Here is a 19,316-nt window from a genome sequence, read left to right on the forward strand (position 1 = left end):
CTTACGACGAACAACTAATCTCCAAATGCTTGCCCCAATCCGGCGGCCGTTGCGCGTACTGCTCCATCCCCGCTTGTTCCTCAAACGGCCTGGTCAGCACTTCATGCAGCCGCCGCACTTCGCTGTAGTCGCCGGATTCGGCGGCGGCGATGGCGTTTTGGGCCAGGTAGTTGCGCAGGATGTAGAGCGGGTTGACCGCGTGCATGCGCTCGCGGCGCTGTTCCTGGGTGTAATCCCCATCCCGCGCAACGCGGGCTTTGTACTGCTCGGCCCAGGCGTCGAACCCGGCCATGTCGACAAAGTCATCACGCAGTCGCGCCACGGCCAGTGCCGCGGATTCATCGCCCAGGCGTCGGAAGAACAGTGTGTAGTCCACGCCGCTGTTCTGCATCAGCTTGAGCAAGCGCTCCACCAACTGCGGGTCGGCGTCTTCGGCGGTGGTCAGGCCCAGGCGGCGGCGCATCAGGTCCAAGTAGTGCGCCTGGTACAGCGGCAGGTACAGGCCGAGGGCTTCTTTGAGTGCGTCAACACTGATGAACGGCGTGAGCGCTTGGGCCAGCGCGCTGAGGTTCCACTGCCCGATAGGCACCTGGTTGCTGAAGGAGTAGCGCCCTTCATGGTCGGAGTGGTTGCAGATGAAGTGCGCGTCAAAATCATCGAGAAACGCGAAGGGCCCGAAGTCGAAGGTAATGCCCAGGATCGACATGTTGTCGGTGTTCATCACGCCGTGGCAAAAACCATAAGCCTGCCACTTGGCGATCATTTCGGCGTTGCGCTCGACGATTTCGCGGAACATTGCCAGGTAAGGCTCGGGCTGCTCGCGGCACTCGGGGTAGTGCAGGTTCAGCACATGTTCGGCCAGTTCGGCCTGCTGCTCGGGTTTCTTGGTGTAGTAGAAGTATTCGAAGTGCCCGAAGCGGATGTGGCTGTGGGCCAGGCGCAAAACCATGGCGCCGCGTTCCTGTTTCTCCCGCCATACCGGCGTGCTGGAGCCGATCACGCACAGGGCGCGGCTGGTGGGGATGCCCAGCGCATGCAGAGCCTCGGAGGCGAGGAATTCACGAATCGAAGAGCGCAACACCGCCCGCCCGTCGCCCATGCGTGAGTAAGGCGTCATCCCGGCGCCCTTGAGGTGCAAATCCCAATGCTCGCCGGCTTCGTTATAGACCTCGCCCAGCAATAATCCGCGGCCATCGCCCAACTGCGGGGTATAGCCGCCGAATTGATGCCCGGAATACACCATCGCCCGTGGTTCTGCCTCGGCCCACAGCTTGTGGCCGCCGAACAGTTCGGCAAATACCGGCGTTTGGGCCACGGCCGGGTCGAGATCGAGCAGGGCCATGGCGGCCTTGCTCGCGACGACCAAGCTTGGCTCGTCGAGGGGCTCTGGTAGTACGTGGGTCGAGAATGCATCGCCCAGGCGTGCGAAGCGGTTGTCGAAGGTCAGTTCGTCGAGGGCTTTCACCGGCCATCTCCAGCAGAATGTCCGAGCATTCTGCTGGGGATAGGGCGTTTAGTCGAGTTTGCTGGGTGGCGGCTCCGGCGCATCCACTACTTTGCCTGCAGGAGGCTCGGGGGCGTCGGGCTTGTCGAGGGGCGTGGCAATGGTCTTGCGCTCGTCTTCGGCCGGCACCAATTTGTATTCCTGGCCGTGAAGGTTCTTCAGGTAGATCTCCATCTGCCGGAACGAGATGTTGATGTGCTGTTTCTTGAACTCACGGTTGATGTAGCGGTTGACCTCGTCCAACACCGGGTTACGGTCGCCCAGGTCGCGAACATGCATGCGCAGTTCGTGGTCGAGGGTGCTTTCGCCGAAGTTGAGGAAGTACACGTGGGGTTCCGGCTCTTTGAGTACCCGTGGGTTTTCGCGCGCCGCCTTGAGGAGCAATTCCTTCACCAGGTCCAGGTCGGAGCCGTAGTCCACGCCCAGTTTCAGGGTGACGCGGGTGATGGTGTCGGTCAGCGACCAGTTGATCAGTTGCCCGGTGATGAAGGTTTTGTTGGGGACGATGATGTCCTTGTTGTCGAAGTCGGTGATGGTGGTGGCGCGAATGCGGATCTTGCTCACCGTACCCGACAGGTTGCCGATGGTGATGGTGTCGCCAATGCGCACCGGGCGTTCGAACAAAATCATGATGCCGGAGATGAAGTTGGCGAAGATCTCCTGCATGCCGAAACCCAAGCCCACCGACAGCGCGGCGACCAGCCATTGCAGTTTGTCCCAGCTCACGCCGAGGGTGGAGAGCGTGGTGACAAAGCCCACGCCGGCAATGATGTAGGACAGCAAGGTGGTGGTGGCGTAGGCGCTGCCTTGGGCCAGGTCGAGCTTGGACAGCACCAGCACTTCCAGCAGGCCGGGCAGGTTGCGCGCCAGGGCGAAGGTGATGCCGATGATGATCGACGCGCCCAGCAGGTCGCCGATGCTGATGGGCACCATGCTGATATTCGTACCCGTGCCGCTGGTGTATTCGTACAGGGTGACGTTGTCCAGGTAGGAAAATACCGAGATCAGGTCCGACCACACCCAGTACAGCGCCGCGATAAAGCCGCCGAGCAAGGCCAGGCGGATCAGGCGCATGGACTGTTCGTTGACCTGCTCGATGTCCAGAGTCGGCTCTTCGATCACCGCTTCGCCGTCACCGGCCTCCTTGGCAGCCTGGCGTTTGGCCAGGGCGCGGGCGTAGGCCAGGCGCCGTGCGGCAACACCCAGGCCGCGCACAAAGGTGGCTTCGATCACCAGCCAGAACATCAGCAGGTACAGGGTGTTGATCAGCCGGTCGCTGAGCTTCAGCGCGGTGTAGTAATAGCCAAAGCACACGGCAATAAACAGCGCGATGGGCAGGGCGGTGAACACCACCCCGATCGCTTTGCGAAACAGCGAGGCCTTTTCGTGGGTTGGGCTGTTCAGCAGCAGGCGGCCCAGCAGCCAGGCCATCAGCCCGTAGCAGGTCAGTACCACGGCGATGCCCAGCACGTCGTCAGCCAGTGCCGCCGGCTGGTGTTCGGCAATCGCGACCACGGCCACCAACGCCAGTACCACTAGGCCAAGTTTGCGTATCCAGCCTTGGAGGAATTCGACCTGGGGCCTTTCCCAGCGAAAGTGCAGCTCCGCCACGCCGCCCGGCGCGAGGATGCGGTAGGCGGTGTAGAACACCAGCCAGGCCTGGGCGATCTGCAACAAGGCCGCGCCCAGGTTGGCGTTTTGCCCGCGGGCGTCGATCTGCAAGGCATAGCCGCACAGCGCCAGGCCCAGGGCCACGGGCATTGCCAAAAGGATGTTGATCAGGATGGCCTGCGGCGTGTGCCACTGGCTGTCGCGCTTGAAGTGGCCGATGTCCTGGTGAACCTTTTTCAGGCGCACATACAGCGCATTGCGCCGCCACAGCAGCGCGCCGATCAGCAACAGCAACGGCAGGAACAGCAGCGGGCGTTGGGTCAGGCCGTCATACAACTCGCTGACGCTGGACGCCCAGGGCAGGGTGGTGACCTGTTTGCTCAGGTGCGCCGGCACGGTTTCCAGCCATTCGGTGTCCAGCGGCTTGTTGCTGGGGATCCAGAACATTTGCTCGTCGAGCGTGGCGCGCAGGGTGCTGGCGGTGCTGAGCAGTTGTTTCTGGTTCAGTTGCAGGGTGATGGATTCGTTGAGCAGTGCGCTCAGTTCGCGGCTCAGGCGTTCCAGCAGGTCGCTGCGGGTGATCGCCACTTCCAGCAGGGTGCGGCGCAGTTGCGGGGTGACTTCATCTGGCGGCTGGTTGGCCAGCAGGTTGTCCACATAGGCGCTGGGGGAGGTGATCAGCTCACGCTGTTGGTTGACCTCGAACTGGTACAGGCGAATGTTGGCGATGTCGTCGGCCAGGTCTTTGTCCACGGTCAGACGCGGCAGGGCCTGCTTTTGTTTATAGAGAATCTTGGACAGCAGCAGGCTGCCCTTGAGCACGTTGATCTGCTCGTCCAGGGCCGAATCGCTTTGGGTCACGGTGTCCAGTTGCTGCTTGGTTTGCAGGTTTTTCTGGGTCAGGTCGTTGAGGCGGTCGGTGCTTTTGAGCAGGTAGTCGGACAGCTTGAGGTTGTCTGCGCTTTCCTTGGCCAGGATGCTACTGCCACCGGCTTTCTGCGCTTCGATGGACTGTTGGGTCACCGTCTGCTGGGACTGGGCCAGGCGTTTCTGGTTGATCAGGGTTTGCAAGTCTTGGATTTCTTGCTCCAGGCGTGCGGTTTTTTCCTGGATCAGGTCGTGCTGGCTGTTGCCCAAATCTTGCAGCTGGCTGTTGCCGGCCAATTCCTGGCGGCGCAGGGGAATCAAGGCATTCAGGGCCGCCAGTTCAGCGTTGAGCTGGTTGCGCTGGTCGCTGCTGAGGGGCTTGCCGTTGTCTTTGCCGAGCTTGAGCGTCGCGTTGATTTGCTGGATGCGCGTCTGGCTGCTGCTGATTTCGGTCTGGGCGCGCTCGGGGCGGGTCTGGGCGGCGATGGTCAGGCTGTTGGCGTCGGCCAGTTCTTTTTGCAGATCGCCTTGCTGGGTGCTGCGTTGCACCAATAATTGCTCAAGCTGCGGCACCGGCAGGCTGGCGTAGCGTTGGGCCACCGGGATGATTTTGGTGGCCTTGAGGCGCGCCAGCTCACGCTGGTTCTCGTTGGTCTGGCGCGGGGCCTCTTCCAGCTGGCGCTTGAGGTCGGCCAGGCGCTGCTCGTAGTCCTGCTGATTGCCCAGGTAGGTCAGGGTCTGTTGCAGGGTCGCCTGCAGCGCCTTCATGTCGGCGTCAGGCAGCTTGCGGTCGGGCAGTTTATCCAGGCTTTGCTGGACGGCTTCGGCGCTGGGCGGGTCGGCGGCGTATACGCTGCCAACACAAAGGGTCAGGCCCAGCAGGGCAGTGGCGAGAAAAGTACGCAGGGTTGGCATAGAGACCGGTCTTGCAGAGTGAAGAATCGGGGCGTCGTTGTCCCGCAGTTTAGAGGAAGAGTCCGGGGCCCGGGCGACTTCCTTCGGGGAATCTGACGCCGACTTTGCCAATCTTGTTCCCGTCCATGACGGCGACGGTCCAGATGGTGTTGTTCCATTCCACCTGGTCGCCGACTACCGGTGCACCGCCCACCTTCTGGGTAATGAAGCGGCTCAATGGCATGTCCGGGTCGATACCTTCAAGCTTGAGCCCGTACAAGGCCGAAACCGCGCCCAGCTGGGCGTCGCCTTCGAGTACGAAGTCACCGAAGAAGCGCAAATCGAGGCCCCGTTGCGGCGCCTGACTGAACAGTTTGCCCAGGGCCGGCAGGTTGTGTTCGTGGCCGATCACACAGAGCAAATCGCCGACTTCCAGCACTGTACTACCCGACGGATGGAGCAGTTGCTGGCCACGAAACAGCGCGGCGATGCGCGTGCCTTCGGGCATTTTCAGCTCGCGCAGCGCCGCGCCGATGCACCATTTTTCTGCGCCCAGGCGGTAGACGAACAACTCCCACTCGCTGGTGACGTGCACTTCCAGGGCAGCGCGGGAGATCGGCGCCGGGTCTGGCGGTACGGTGACTTTGAGCAACTTGGCTACCCACGGCAGGCTGGTGCCCTGCACCAACAGCGAGACCAGCACGATAAAGAACGCCAGATTGAAGTACAGCTGTGCATGGGGCAGGCCGGCCATCAGCGGGAACACCGCGAGGATGATCGGTACCGCGCCGCGCAGGCCGACCCAGGCGATAAATGCCTTTTCGCGGCCGTGGAACGCCTTGAATGGCAGCAGGCCAACCATCACAGACAGCGGCCGGGCAAACAGGATCATCCACAGCGCCAGGCCCAGGGCGGGCACGGCGATGGGCAGTAAATCGTGAGGCGTGACCAACAGGCCCAGCACCAAGAACATCCCGATCTGCGCCAGCCAGGCCATGCCGTCGAGCATATGCAAAATGCCGTGGCGGCTGCGCACCGGGCGGTTGCCGATCACCAGCCCGCACAGGTACACGGCGAGGAAGCCGCTGCCGTGCAAGGCGTTGGTCAGGGCGAATACGAACAGGCCACCGGCGATCACCAGGATCGGGTACAGGCCGTTGGCCAGGTTGATACGGTTGACCAGTTGCAGCATCAGCCAGCCGCCGCCCAGGCCTACCAGGCCGCCGATGCCGAATTCGCGGATCAGGTGGGTGAGCAGGCTCCAGTGCAGGCCGGTCTGGCCGCTGGCGAGCATGTCGATCAAGGTGACGGTGAGGAACACCGCCATCGGGTCGTTGCTGCCGGATTCGATTTCCAGGCTGGCGCTGACCCGCTCGTTGAGGCCCTTGCCGCCCAGCAGCGAGAACACCGCCGCGGCGTCCGTGGAGCCGACGATGGCGCCAATCAGCAAGCCTTGAATGATGTTGAGGTTAAACAGCCAGGCCGCGGCCATGCCCGTGAGGCCGGTGGTAATCAACACCCCCACCGTGGCCAGGGACAAGGCCGGCCACAGCGCCACGCGGAAACTCGCCACCCGGGTGCGCAAACCGCCGTCGAGCAGGATCACGGCGAGGGCAAGGTTGCCCACCAGGTAGGCGGTGGGGTAGTTATCGAAAATGATGCCGCCGCCATCGACCCCGGCGGTCATGCCCACGGCCAGGATAATCACCAGGATGGGGATGCCCAGGCGTGACGAAAGCGAACTCACCAGAATGCTCGCAGTCACCAGCAACGCGCCGATCAAGAACAGGCTGTTGATGGTCGTCGCATTCAAAGGCAGTACTCCAGGGCAGGGGAAGACAGGACGCAAACTGACCATGCAGTCTGCGTGCCAGGGATTCTAACCTGTTGAATTGCTGCGCTGTCAAAAAGCTTTTTCTGATTCGCGCACAGGCAAATGTGGCAGAGGGCTTGCCTCTGTAGGAGCGAGCTTGCTCGCGAAAAACTCCCAGGCGCCACGTTCATTCAGCAAGCGCGCGTTATCGTTGGCGTTTTTCGCGAGCAAGCTCGCTCCTACAAGGGTGGGGCGGGTTTTAGGGTTAGAGGCGGAAGCGGCCGACCATCCCATTCAAGTCCACCGCCAAGCGCGACAACTCCCCGCTCGCCGCGCTGGTCTGGCTGGCACCGGTGGCCGATTGCACCGACAGGTCACGGATATTTACCAGGTTGCGGTCCACTTCCCGCGCCACTTGGGCCTGTTCTTCCGCCGCGCTGGCGATCACCAGGTTGCGCTCGTTGATCTCCACAATCGCCGTGTTGATGGTGTCCAGCGACAGGCCCGCGCCGCGGGCGATGTTAAGTGTCGATTCGGCGCGCTCGGTGCTGTTGCGCATCGAATCTACCGCGTGTTCGGTGCCTGTCTGGATGCTGCCGATCATGCGCTCGATTTCGCTGGTGGACTGCTGGGTGCGATGGGCCAGCGCCCGCACTTCATCGGCCACCACGGCGAAACCACGCCCGGCTTCCCCAGCTCGGGCTGCTTCAATTGCGGCGTTCAGGGCCAGCAGGTTGGTCTGGTCGGCCAGGCCGCGGATCACGTCCAGCACTTTGCCAATATCCCGCGACTCATTGGCCAGGTCGCCAATCAGGGAAGCGGTGGCCTGCACGTCGGTACTCATGCGTTCGATGGCGCTGACAGTTTCCTGCACCAGGTCGCGGCCGTCACCGGCAGACGTAGTGGCGTTGCGCGAGGCTTCGGACGTGCTCACCGCATTGCGTGCGACTTCTTCCACCGCGCTGGTCATCTCGTTGACGGCAGTGGCGGCCTGTTCGATTTCGTTGTTCTGCTGGGTCAGGCCACGGGCGCTTTCATCGGTGACCGCATTGAGCTCTTCAGCGGCAGACGCCAGCTGGGTGGCGGAGCCGGCGATACGTTGCAGGGTGTCGCGCAGTTTGTGCTGCATCTTGGCCATGGCCGCGAGCAGGCGCCCCGCTTCGTCGCTGCCGTCCACGGTGATCGGGCGCGTCAGGTTGCCTTCGGCGACTTCTTCGGCGGCTTCCAGCGCCTGGGCGATGGGCAGGGTGATGCTGCGGGTCAGCAACCAGGCGAACAGCAAGGTCAGCGCCGTGGCAACCACCAGCAGGCCTACCACCAGGTCAAAGGCCATGTCGTATTGGTCTTTGGCGCGCTGGTTGGTGGCGTTGGCGTCGTCGTTATTGATATCCAGCAAGCGGGTCAACACGGCGTTGACCTGCTCGGAGTTGTCCAGCAACTCGGTGTTGAGCAGGGTGCGCAGCTCGTTGACCTGATTGGCGCGAGACAGGCTCTTCATGCGCTCTTCAATCTGGCGGTACTGGCCCAGCAAGCGCACGTACTCGTTGTAGGCGTTGCGCTCTTCGGTGCTGGAAATCAGTTTTTCATAGATGCCCTGGGCTGTACGAATCTGCTGATTGCGCAGTTCAAAGGCTTCTAGGGTCTTTTGCTGTACGTCCGGCTCGCGGTTGGTCAGCAAGCGGTACGACAGCACGCGCAGGCGCAAGGTGAGTTGGGTGAATTCATCCAAGGCGCGAATGCTGGGCACGCTGGCCGAGGTGATGTCTTCGGTGGCTGCACGAATTTTGCTCATCTGGTTCAGGGCGAACACACCGAGCAACAACATCAAGGCGCCAATAAACGCGAAGCCGAGGAAGGCCCTCGGGGCGATATTCATATTACGAAGAGACATGCTGGAGTCCTGGGGGAGGCGCTATCCATGCGGCCATGAGACGAGGTGTGCCCGCCTTATCGGCCCTGCGACTAAAGTCTTAAGGGGGCGCGCGCTTTTGTCGCATCGGACCAGGGGTTGGGTGAGTTCAGGAACCAGATCGGGTAAATGCAGTCACTAAGGCTCGAAAGTGCGGCCCGGCCTTGCAACATCGGGCTGCGCGGCCAGGGATAACCCTGGCATCCGAGGTGAATTTTCTTTATCGTCACCGCCCTTTTTAAACGCCCGAGAAATCAAAATGTTAGAAGCATCCCTCAGCCAATTGGAACAACTGGTCAGCGACCTCGTACAGCAGAATCAAGAACTGCTGGGCAGCAACGAATCCCTCACGGCCGAGCTGGCCCGCGCCAAGGACGAAAACGAAAGCCTGCAACTGAACCTGATGGAACAGGAAGAAAAGCACGGCGCCACCGCCGCCCGCATCCAGGCGCTGGTTGAGCGTGTGAGTGCAGGGCCTGTCAGCGCATGAGTGAGGGCATAAAGGTCGTTTCGATTCTCGGAGAGGATTACTCGATCAAGGCACCGGCCGGCGAAGATCAGACCCTGATGCATGCCGTGACCATGCTCAAGGCCTCCCTGGCCGTTACCAAGAAAAAGTACCCGACCCTGATCGGTGACAAGCTATTGGTACTGGCTGCGCTGAACCTGTGCGCTGAGCAGATTGAAATGCAACAGGCGCACCAGCAGGAACTCGACCGTTACCAAGAGCAAGTCAGCGCCACGGTCGATGTGATTTCCAAGGTGATCGGTCAGCCCTGAGGGCTAGAACCACTCGTCTTGCATGCCCAGGCACGTATCGTCGCGTGCCTCCAGAATCGCCAGTTCATGATGGCAGCTCGGTACTTCCCAGGTCAGGAAGTACCGGGCGGCCTGGAGCTTGCCCTTATAAAAGGCCGCATCGGCCGCGTTGCCCTTGGCCAGCCCTTCTTCGGCGCGGATCGCCTGTTCCAGCCAGCGCCAGCCAATCACCGTGTGCCCGAACACTTTCAAGTACAGCGCCGAGTTCGCCAGGCTGCTGTTGACCTTGCCTTGGGCGAGATCGGTCAGCAGGCCAATCGTCACGCTTTGCAGCCGGTTTACCAGTTGCTCCAGGGGCTCTCGCAGTGCCGTGAGTGAAGGGTGCTTTTGCGCCCGGGCGCCGGTCTCGGCGATCAGGCGAATCAGCTGCTTCAAGCCGGCACCACCGTTCTGCGCCAGTTTGCGCCCGAGCAGGTCCAGGGACTGGATGCCGTGGGTGCCTTCATGGATGGGGTTCAGGCGGTTGTCGCGGTAGTACTGCTCCACCGGGTATTCGCGGGTGTAGCCGTGGCCGCCAAGGATCTGGATCGCCAACTCGTTGGCCTTGAGGCAGAACTCTGACGGCCAGGATTTGACGATGGGCGTGAGCAGGTCGAGCAGTTCGTGGGCGTGCTTGCGCTCGGTGTCGGTTGCCAGGGTGGTGGTGTCGTCGAACAGCCGCGCCGCGTACAGGCCGAGGTCAAAGGCGCCTTCCACATAGGCTTTCTGGGTCAGCAGCATGCGCTTGATGTCGGCGTGCTGGATGATCGCCACCGGTGCGGTGCTTGGGTCTTTGCTATCGGGCAGGCGCCCCTGGGGCCGTTCGCGGGCGTAGTCCAGGGAATGAAGGTAGCCGGCGTACCCGAGCATCACCGCGCCCATGCCCACGCCGATGCGCGCCTCGTTCATCATCTGGAACATGCAGCTCAGGCCCTGGTGCGGTTTGCCCACCAGATAGCCGACGCAGTTGCCGTTATCGCCGAAGTTAAGCGCCGTGGACGTGGTGCCGCGCCAGCCCATCTTGTGGAACAGCCCCGCCAGCAGCACATCGTTGCGAGCGCCCAGGCTGCCGTCATCGTTGACCAGGAACTTGGGCACGATAAACAGCGAAATGCCCTTCACGCCTGCGGGAGCGTCCGGCAACTTGGCCAGCACCATGTGCACGATGTTTTCCGACAGCGAATGGTCGCCACCGGAGATAAAGATTTTGTTGCCCTTGAGCCGATAACTGCCGTCAGCCGCTGGTTCTGCACGGGTCCGAATGTCCGACAGGGACGAACCGGCATGGGGCTCGGTCAGGGCCATGGTGCCGAAGAAGCGCCCGTCGATCATTGGCTGCAGGAAGCGTTGTTTCTGCTCCTCGGTGCCGAAGCTCTCAATGAGGTTGGCGGCGCCCATGGTCAGGAACGGGTAGGACGTCGACGCGGCGTTGGCCGATTGGAAATGCGCGAAGCAGGCCTGGGACAATAGCGTCGGCAGTTGCATGCCACCTGCTTCAAAGCTGCGGGCTGCGTTGAGGAAGCCGGCTTCAAGGAAGGCGTCCACCGCCGGCTTGACCTCCGGAATCAGGATCGCCTGGCCGTTCTCATAGCGAGGTTCGTTTTCGTCGTTCTTGCGGTTGTGAGGGGCGAAGTATTTTTCTGCGATATTGCGCGCCGTGCTGATGGCGGCATCGAAGGTTTCGCGGTTGTGCTCGGCAAACCGCTCGCGCTGGCTCAGGCCCTCGGCATCGAGGACTTCATACAGCTCGAAAGCCAGATTGCGGGAACTGAGCAGCGTCTCGGACATGGCGGCGTACCTTTGAAGGAATTGGCCTGAGTCTAAGTGCGCGAATGGAGGGTGGATAGCAAGATTGATTTAAGTGATAGAAGGGCAGAACGCTGGCGCAAGGTGGAGCACGATCAGTGTGGGAGCTGGCTTGCCTGCGATGGGTATAGGTCTCTACACAACTTTGTGGGTTGTAACAGCAGACGGTAACCACGATGCGAAGCGAGCCGCTCTTGATCTTGATCTGCTTTTGATCTCAGGCGCCCCGTTAAACCACGCTGGCCGGAATTCGACAGTGATTTGGGGGGTAAACCGGCAGGGATGCCGGTTTAGCCGCCCCGCGCCATGGATGGCGCGTGGCGGCGGCCCCCCAAATCACTGGCGGATTACGGGCACACCGAGCCTAAGCGAGGTGCCGAGTGGTGGGGCAAGAGCGTTTTGCTTACTTTTGCGCTGTTCAAAAGTGAGCCGCCGTCAGGGCGGAACCCTAAGTGGCCGTTACCCCAGGAATGGATATGTACACAATCCAACTGCGTTGATTGCCAGACCGCCTTCGCGAGCAAGCCCGCTCCCACAGTTGGATCGTTGGGGTGTCAGGTAGATAGGCTTCGGCTGGCAGGCCGCTATCGCAGGCAAGCCAGCTCCCACACTTTTACCGCGTTGTGTCAGTTAGCCGATGGTCATCAGGCTGGCGTTACCACCCGCTGCAGCGGTGTTTACGCTCAACGCACGCTCGATCACCAGACGCTCCAGCGCAATCGCCGTTTCGCCTTGCGACATACCATGCACCCCGACAATCGCCCCACCGCGCTGCGCCACTTGCTGGCACACCGCACGCAGTTGGTCGGAATCACCATGATGCAGCACGGCGTCAAACACGACGTCATCCTTGGTCCAGTCGGCCACGCGCTTGATCTTCGCCTGAATCTCCTTCGGCAGGCGTGGGAACAAGGCCTTGGTCAGTTCGGTTTCCGGCCATACCGCCGAACCGCCGACGGCCAATACCGCCGCCAGTTGGGTCAGCAGGTCGCCTTCCACCTCGGCCAGGCACAGTACGTGCTCGCGCGGCAGGATGGCGTAGCTGTTGCGCTCGCCGGTCGGGCCGGCCAGTTGGCGGGTGATACCGCTTTGCGATTGGGCGGCGAACTGCGTGCACAAAGCGCTCAGTTCGCTGAACTTATTGCCGTCGGCCCAGGTTTTCAGGGCGGTCAGCGATTGGCTCATGGCATCACGCAGGCGTACGTCCGGCGCGGCCAACTTGTCGCCGCGTACGAAGGATTGCTCGATCGCATCGGTAGGACGAGTCGACAGCAAACGGTACAGGTACAGCGGGCCACCGGCTTTCGGGCCAGTACCCGACAGGCCTTCGCCGCCGAACGGTTGCACGCCGACCACGGCACCCACAATGTTGCGGTTGACGTAGACGTTACCGGCATTGACGTTGTCGATCACCTTGGCGATGGTCTCGTCGATGCGGGTGTGTACGCCCAGGGTCAGGCCGTAGCCGGAAGCGTTGATCTGGCCGATGAGCTGGTCGATCTCTTTGCGCTTGTAGCGCACCACGTGCAGTACCGGGCCGAAGATCTCGCGTTGCAGTTCGTCGAAGCTTTCCAGCTCGATCAGGGTTGGCATCACGAAGGTGCCGCGCTTGATCTCTTCACCGTCGGCAATCGCCACCTGGTAAACGTTGCGGCCTTTGTCGCGCATGGCCTGGATGTGTTTCTCGATACCCGCCTTGGCTTCGGCATCGATCACCGGGCCGATGTCCACCGACAGGCGTTCCGGGTTGCCCAGGCGGCATTCAGCCATGGCGCCCTTGAGCATTTCGACCACACGGTCTGCCGAATCTTCCTGCAGGCACAGTACGCGCAGGGCCGAGCAACGTTGACCGGCGCTGTCGAAGGCCGACGACACGACATCGATCACCACTTGTTCGGTCAGCGCCGAGGAGTCCACGATCATCGCGTTCTGGCCACCGGTTTCGGCGATCAGCGGAATCGGGCGACCCTGGGCATCCAGGCGACCGGCGACATTGCGTTGCAGCAGGCGCGCCACTTCGGTGGAACCGGTGAACATCACGCCTTTGACGCGATCATCACCCACCAGGCGGGCACCGACGCTTTCGCCCTGGCCTGGCAGCAACTGCAGCACACCTTCCGGAATGCCAGCTTCAAGCAGGATGCGTACGGCTTGGGCAGCCACCAGCGGCGTCTGCTCGGCAGGCTTGGCCAGCACCGGGTTACCGGCAGCCAGCGCAGCAGCCACTTGGCCGCTGAAGATGGCGAGCGGGAAGTTCCACGGGCTGATGCACACCACCGGGCCCAATGGGCGGTGGGCGTCATTGGTAAAGTCGTTGCGCGCCTGCACCGCGTAGTAACGCAGGAAGTCCACGGCTTCACGCACTTCGGCGATGGCGTTGGCGAAGGTCTTGCCGGCTTCACGGGCCAGCAGGCCCATCAGCGGCTGGATCTCGCCTTCCATCAAGTCGGCGGCGCGCTCCAGGATGGCAGCGCGTTCGGCGGGCGGGGTGGCCTGCCAGATCGGCGCGGCGCTGATGGCGCACTGGATGGCGTTGTCGACGTCTTCGACGGTGGCTTCCTGTACCTGGCCGACCACGTCACGCAGATCGGACGGGTTCAGCACCGGTTGGGCCGCTTCATTGCTGGTGGCGCAACCGAGCATCGGTGCGGCCTTCCAGTTGTTGTGAGCGGTGGCCAGCAGGGCGCAGGACAGCGAGGCCAGACGATGTTCGTTGGCCAAGTCGATACCGGCCGAGTTGGCGCGGTCGCTGCCGTACAGGTCACGTGGCAACGGAATGCGCGGGTGCGGCAGGCCGAAACCGCCTTCCTGGGTTGCCATTTGCTCGATGCTGGCCACCGGGTCGGCTACCAATTCCTGGATCGAGATGGACTGGTCAGCGATGCGGTTGACGAACGAGGTGTTGGCGCCGTTTTCCAGCAGGCGACGAACCAGGTAAGCCAACAGTGTTTCGTGAGTACCGACCGGTGCGTACACACGGCACGGACGGTTCAGCTTGCCTTCGGAAACCTTGCCTACAACCTGTTCGTACAGCGGTTCACCCATGCCGTGCAGGCACTGGAACTCGTACTGGCCGGGGTAATAGTTCTGGCCTGCGATGTGGTAGATAGCCGACAGGGTGTGGGCGTTGTGCGTGGCGAACTGCGGGTAGATGACTTCCGGCACCGACAGCAGTTTGCGTGCGCAGGCAATGTAGGAAACGTCGGTGTACACCTTGCGGGTGTAGACCGGGTAGCCTTCCAGGCCTTCGACCTGGGCGCGCTTGATTTCGCTGTCCCAGTACGCGCCTTTTACCAGGCGGATCATCAGGCGATGGCGGCTGCGGCGGGCCAGGTCGATGACGTAGTCGATCACATACGGGCAACGCTTCTGGTACGCCTGGATCACAAAGCCGATGCCGTTCCAGCCGGTCAGTTGCGGCTCGAAGCACAGGCGCTCGAGCAGGTCCAGGGACAGCTCCAGGCGGTCGGCTTCTTCGGCGTCGATGTTCAGGCCGATGTCGTACTGCTTGGCCAGCAAGGTCAGCGACAGCAGGCGCGGGTACAGCTCGTCCATCACGCGCTCGTACTGCGCACGGCTGTAGCGCGGGTGCAGGGCGGAGAGCTTGATGGAGATGCCCGGGCCTTCATAGATCCCACGGCCATGGGAAGCTTTGCCGATGGAGTGAATGGCTTGTTCGTACGAGGCCAGGTACTTCTGGGCGTCGTGTTCGGTGAGTGCGGCTTCACCGAGCATGTCGTAGGAATAGCGGAAGCCCTTGGCTTCGAATTTGCTCGCATTGGCCAGGGCTTCGGCGATGGTTTCGCCGGTGACGAACTGCTCGCCCATCAGGCGCATGGCCATGTCGACGCCCTTGCGGATCATCGGCTCGCCGCTCTTGCCGATGATGCGGCTCAGGGACGAGGTCAGGCCCGCTTCGTTGTGGGTCGACACCAGCTTGCCGGTCAGCAGCAGGCCCCAGGTGGCGGCGTTGACGAACAGCGAAGGGCTGTTGCCCAGGTGCGGCTGCCAGTTGCCGGTGCTGATCTTGTCGCGGATCAGTGCATCGCGGGTGCCTTTGTCCGGGATGCGCAGCAGCGCTTCGGCCAGGCACATCAGCGCCACGCCTTCCTGGGACGACAGGGAGAATTCTTGCAGCAGGCCCTGAACAATACCGGCACGGCCGCCAGCACTCTTCTGATTACGCAGTTTTTCGGCAATGCTCGCGGCCAGCTTGTTGGTGGCTTCGGCCATCGGTGCCGGCAGGCGCGCCTGTTCGATCAGCATCGGCACCACTTCCGGCTCGGGGCGGCGGTAAGCAGCGGTGATCGCGGCACGCAATACCGATTGCGGCAGGATGCTCTCGGCGAACTCAAGGAAGCACTGGTGGGCGTGGTCGGCCTGGACCTCGCCGGCATCATCGGCCTCCTTGCTGCTCAAGCCATTGAGCTCGGACAGGGTTGCACCACCCTCGAGTTTCTCCAGGTAATTGAAAATCGCCTGCTTGATCAGCCAGTGCGGCGTGCGATCAATGGAGGTCGCGGCGGCCTTCAGGCGTTCGCGGGTCGGGTCGTCGAGTTTGACCCCAAGGGTGGTCGTTGCCATTTTTTTATCCTCATGGGTGCCACTACCGAGTGGCATCTGCTGGCGGCAAGATTAGCTTTGCCCATCTCGAGGTGCAACCGGGTGCAACCCTTTTGTTGGTTAAATGTTCGACGCTTGATCGGAAAAAAATAAACACACGACCGAATCCGCTCCGCGCTGGTGCATTTGCTTCTGAGATCGGCTGTTCTTGCTCCGAAAAGGAGCAAAAAAAGCGCGTTTGTCCTAAAACATACTTGGGTGCAACTTAATCGGCAGAAACTGGTTGCACCTTATTTGCTTTGTTGAATAGCATTCGCGCACCAAGGTGCAACCAACCCTGTGGGTGGGTTCATCGGCTGGCGGCTTTCCTGGGGAAACGCCAGTCATAAATGCGCGGCATGCAGGTTCGTCTATCCGGTTATCCACGGGTGGCCGTCCCTATGACCGTCGCTACATAAAAACAAAGCCAGGGCGTCACTCCTATGAGCGTTAGTAATCCAACCCTGATCACGTTCGTGATCTACATCGCAGCAATGGTGCTGATCGGCCTGATGGCCTATCGCTCCACCAACAACCTTTCCGATTACATCCTGGGCGGCCGCAGCCTCGGTAGCGTGGTGACAGCTCTGTCCGCCGGTGCTTCCGACATGAGCGGCTGGCTGTTGATGGGCTTGCCGGGCGCGATCTACATGTCCGGTCTGTCGGAAAGCTGGATTGCCATCGGCCTGATCGTCGGTGCTTACCTCAACTGGTTGTTCGTGGCCGGCCGCCTGCGGGTGCAGACCGAACACAACGGCGACGCCCTGACCCTGCCGGATTACTTCTCCAGCCGCTTCGAAGATAAAAGCGGCCTGCTGCGGATCATCTCCGCCGTGGTGATTCTGGTGTTCTTCACCATCTACTGCGCCTCCGGCATCGTTGCCGGCGCCCGCCTGTTCGAAAGCACCTTCGGCATGTCCTACGAGACCGCGCTATGGGCCGGTGCTGCAGCGACCATTGCCTACACCTTCATCGGTGGTTTCCTGGCAGTCAGCTGGACCGATACCGTACAAGCCACGTTGATGATCTTCGCGCTGATCCTCACGCCGATCATTGTGCTGCTGGCCACCGGCGGCGTAGACACCACCTTCCTGGCCATTGAAGCCAAGGACCCGACCAGCTTCGACATGCTGAAAAACACCACCTTCATCGGCGTTATTTCGCTGATGGGCTGGGGCCTGGGCTACTTCGGCCAACCGCACATCCTCGCGCGTTTCATGGCGGCGGACTCGGTGAAGTCGATCGCCAAGGCGCGTCGTATTTCCATGACCTGGATGATCCTGTGCCTGGGCGGCACCGTGGCAGTGGGCTTCTTCGGTATCGCTTACTTCTCGGCGCATCCGGAAGTGGCAGGCCCGGTGACTGAAAACCCAGAGCGCGTGTTTATCGAGCTGGCCAAGATCCTGTTCAACCCATGGGTTGCCGGTGTGTTGCTGTCGGCCATTCTGGCGGCGGTGATGAGCACCCTGAGCTGCCAATTGCTGGTGTGCTCCAGCGCCCTGACCGAAGACTTCTACAAGGCTTTCCTGCGCAAGGGCGCGTCCCAGCGTGAACTGGTATGGGTCGGTCGCCTGATGGTGCTGCTCGTGGCCTTGATCGCCATCGCCATGGCCGCCAACCCGGAAAACCGCGTACTGGGCCTGGTCAGCTACGCCTGGGCCGGTTTCGGTGCAGCCTTCGGCCCTGTGGTACTGATCTCGGTAATCTGGAAACACATGACCCGCAACGGCGCACTGGCTGGCATCCTGGTCGGCGCAATCACAGTGATCGTGTGGAAACACTTCGAATTGCTGGGCCTGTACGAAATCATCCCAGGCTTCATCTTCGCCAGCCTGGCGATCTACTTCGTGAGCAAGATGGGCGCACCGACGGTGGGTATGGTCGAGCGTTTTGATGCTGCGGAAAAAGATTACAACTTGAACAAGTAATTCGCTGGGCGCTCAGCGCTTAGAGGATGAACAAAAGGCCCGCGTATTATGATCGCGGGCCTTTTTTACTTTACTGGATCAATAAAGGAGATGGCGACCATCCCTGACAAGCCGAGCGTGCAGAGAAAGAACGTTAGATGGAGCAGAAGCTTTGTTTGACGTGGAAAGGCCCGCGCCTGCTCTAGGTCAGCGACGCCTCGCCAAGCATTAAATCGGGGTAGCGCAATGACGCAATATACTGCGCAAAGCCTCGCTATCCTTTCCCTTGGTGAATTTCTCAAATAACTGCTGTGGACGGCGACCAGGCGACATTTGTCCAGGAGCGCTTCCATGGTCTCGAGTTTTCGGTAGCACAAAAAGAACATAAGTATGTTTGAGATGATTGCTGCAGATATTGAGCTAATGGCGACCAATATGATTGGGGGCCAATTCATGAACGCCTCAATACTCATACAAAAACTCACCTACCTTTTCGCCAGCCGTGCCGCCAAAATGCCCTCCTGCTGCCCCGCCGAGGCCCCCGGCAACTAACATACAGGCTAGAGCCCCTGGGCCAGTACTAGGAGCTAATAAAAAAATACACAGTGCTGTCCCGCCAAAACCGCCCGCTAAGCCTCCACTAACTCCTGCGCTCAGTTTTCCCAGCTCTACATATCTGGCTTTCCTGCACTGCTCCTCTCTCCCGGTCGAACACGCCTCTTTTATCTCCAGCGCCGTCACCGTCGTACTCAATGCTATCCCCAACGGCGTCCCGTTTTTAAGCAGCTTCGCCGTCTTCGAAATCCGTGCGATGGTCTCTTGATACCGGCTTATCTCCCCCGTATGCAAATAGCTTCTGGTCGAGACACCTAGCATTTTCTTGATCGAGCCTTCATTGCGCAGCCCCGTGCCATAACGCGCAAAACCCCGCAGTTGAGCGTCCAGCCTTGCAAACAGTGTTCGGCGTCGTGCGAGAAACTCCTCTCTGGCGGCACCACCGCCCCGGCGTAGTGACTGTTTATGCAGGGCATCAATTTCTTCCAGGGTTTTTGCAATGTCTTGCAAATGCTTGCTCCAGGCATCACCTGCCGTGCCTATACCCAGTGAGGTATACCCCAGCAGCTTTTGCAGCAAATCATAGTTGTGCACTGCAGAGGCATCCCCGCCTTCGGCCATCACGCTGTGGCGAATATCCCAGGCGGCTCGCATCAAGCGTGACTCTTCCAGGGTACAGGCTGCGGTAGTGTCGTCGCCGATAATGACGAGTTGCCCCGGTAGCACCACCACATTGCGAATGTGCGCGTTGAGCGCGTCGAACTTGGCTTCGGCGTGCTTTCCTAAGCGTAATTTGGCCTTGAGTTCCACAGAGGTTTGTTGCTGGTCATTGATAAACGCATAGGGCTGGGACATTACAGATTCCCCAGCAATAGTGATCGGCTCGAAGAGTGGCGATTGCCTGCCATGAAAACATTCCTTTTGAATGAACATGGCTGCGCAATTTAAACAGGTGATGAGAGGGTGTCGTGGTTATGGAGGGGCGTTTCGGGGTGGTGTTTTTACGTTTGGGAAACAGGCTACTGGGCTGCCGTAATATTCTGTCAGACG

10 protein-coding genes and 1 pseudogene are annotated in these 19,316 nt (G+C 61.0%); 3 read left to right on the plus strand and 8 right to left on the minus strand.

All coding sequences use genetic code 11. The features are described 5' to 3' along the window. Position 1: 1 nt before the first annotated feature. The 5 genes and pseudogenes from selO to PSH76_RS30665 all read right to left on the minus strand — a co-directional run. Positions 2-1,465: a protein adenylyltransferase SelO gene (selO, locus tag PSH76_RS02325; protein ID WP_305493537.1), complete on the minus strand. Its 1,464-nt coding sequence runs from the start codon at positions 1,463-1,465 to the stop codon at positions 2-4. A gap of 48 nt (positions 1,466-1,513) precedes the next feature. Beyond that, positions 1,514-4,897, minus strand: a complete 3,384-nt coding sequence (mscK, locus tag PSH76_RS02330) for a mechanosensitive channel MscK (RefSeq protein WP_032893912.1) — start codon at positions 4,895-4,897, stop codon at positions 1,514-1,516. 49 nt (positions 4,898-4,946) lie between these two features. Beyond that, entirely contained in the window at positions 4,947-6,689 is a 1,743-nt protein-coding gene (locus PSH76_RS02335) for a potassium/proton antiporter (RefSeq protein WP_003187967.1), read from the minus strand. Between the two features lie 265 nt (positions 6,690-6,954). Then, positions 6,955-7,827: a methyl-accepting chemotaxis protein gene (locus PSH76_RS30660; RefSeq protein ID WP_370694794.1), complete on the minus strand. Its 873-nt coding sequence runs from the start codon at positions 7,825-7,827 to the stop codon at positions 6,955-6,957. A 30-nt stretch (positions 7,828-7,857) separates the two neighbouring features. Further along, positions 7,858-8,580: pseudogene (locus tag PSH76_RS30665) on the minus strand (MCP four helix bundle domain-containing protein); the annotation flags it as partial. A gap of 277 nt (positions 8,581-8,857) precedes the next feature. On the opposite strand from PSH76_RS30665, the gene PSH76_RS02345 reads away from it, so the two are divergent. Together PSH76_RS02345 and PSH76_RS02350 are read left to right on the plus strand one after the other, a co-directional pair. Beyond that, the gene (locus PSH76_RS02345) at positions 8,858-9,088 is read left to right on the plus strand and encodes a hypothetical protein (protein WP_032893909.1); all 231 of its coding nucleotides are present in this window, start codon (positions 8,858-8,860) and stop codon (positions 9,086-9,088) included. Continuing rightward, the gene (locus PSH76_RS02350; protein WP_003187971.1) at positions 9,085-9,378 is read left to right on the plus strand and encodes a cell division protein ZapA; all 294 of its coding nucleotides are present in this window, start codon (positions 9,085-9,087) and stop codon (positions 9,376-9,378) included. Before PSH76_RS02345 ends, PSH76_RS02350 begins: the two co-directional genes overlap by 4 nt. Before the next feature lie 3 nt (positions 9,379-9,381). On the opposite strand, the gene PSH76_RS02355 is transcribed toward PSH76_RS02350, so the two are convergent. Both PSH76_RS02355 and putA read right to left on the minus strand, forming a co-directional pair. Next, positions 9,382-11,184: an acyl-CoA dehydrogenase gene (locus tag PSH76_RS02355; protein ID WP_305493538.1), complete on the minus strand. Its 1,803-nt coding sequence runs from the start codon at positions 11,182-11,184 to the stop codon at positions 9,382-9,384. Between the two features lie 648 nt (positions 11,185-11,832). Then, complete coding sequence (gene putA / locus PSH76_RS02360) at positions 11,833-15,786, minus strand: trifunctional transcriptional regulator/proline dehydrogenase/L-glutamate gamma-semialdehyde dehydrogenase (protein WP_305493539.1); 3,954 nt, start codon at positions 15,784-15,786, stop codon at positions 11,833-11,835. 461 nt (positions 15,787-16,247) lie between these two features. On the opposite strand from putA, the gene putP reads away from it, so the two are divergent. Beyond that, a complete protein-coding gene (gene putP, locus PSH76_RS02365; RefSeq protein ID WP_032893906.1) occupies positions 16,248-17,732 on the plus strand; it encodes a sodium/proline symporter PutP in 1,485 nt (494 codons plus the stop codon). A gap of 441 nt (positions 17,733-18,173) precedes the next feature. Here the strand turns inward: putP and PSH76_RS02370 are convergent, their stop codons facing one another. Then, positions 18,174-19,121 carry a hypothetical protein gene (locus PSH76_RS02370; protein ID WP_305494432.1) on the minus strand — a complete coding sequence of 316 codons (948 nt, stop codon included), beginning with the start codon at positions 19,119-19,121 and terminating at the stop codon, positions 18,174-18,176. Positions 19,122-19,316 lie beyond the last annotated feature (195 nt).

This window comes from Pseudomonas sp. FP215 (genome assembly GCF_030687795.1).
Lineage (GTDB): Bacteria > Pseudomonadota > Gammaproteobacteria > Pseudomonadales > Pseudomonadaceae > Aquipseudomonas > Aquipseudomonas salmasensis.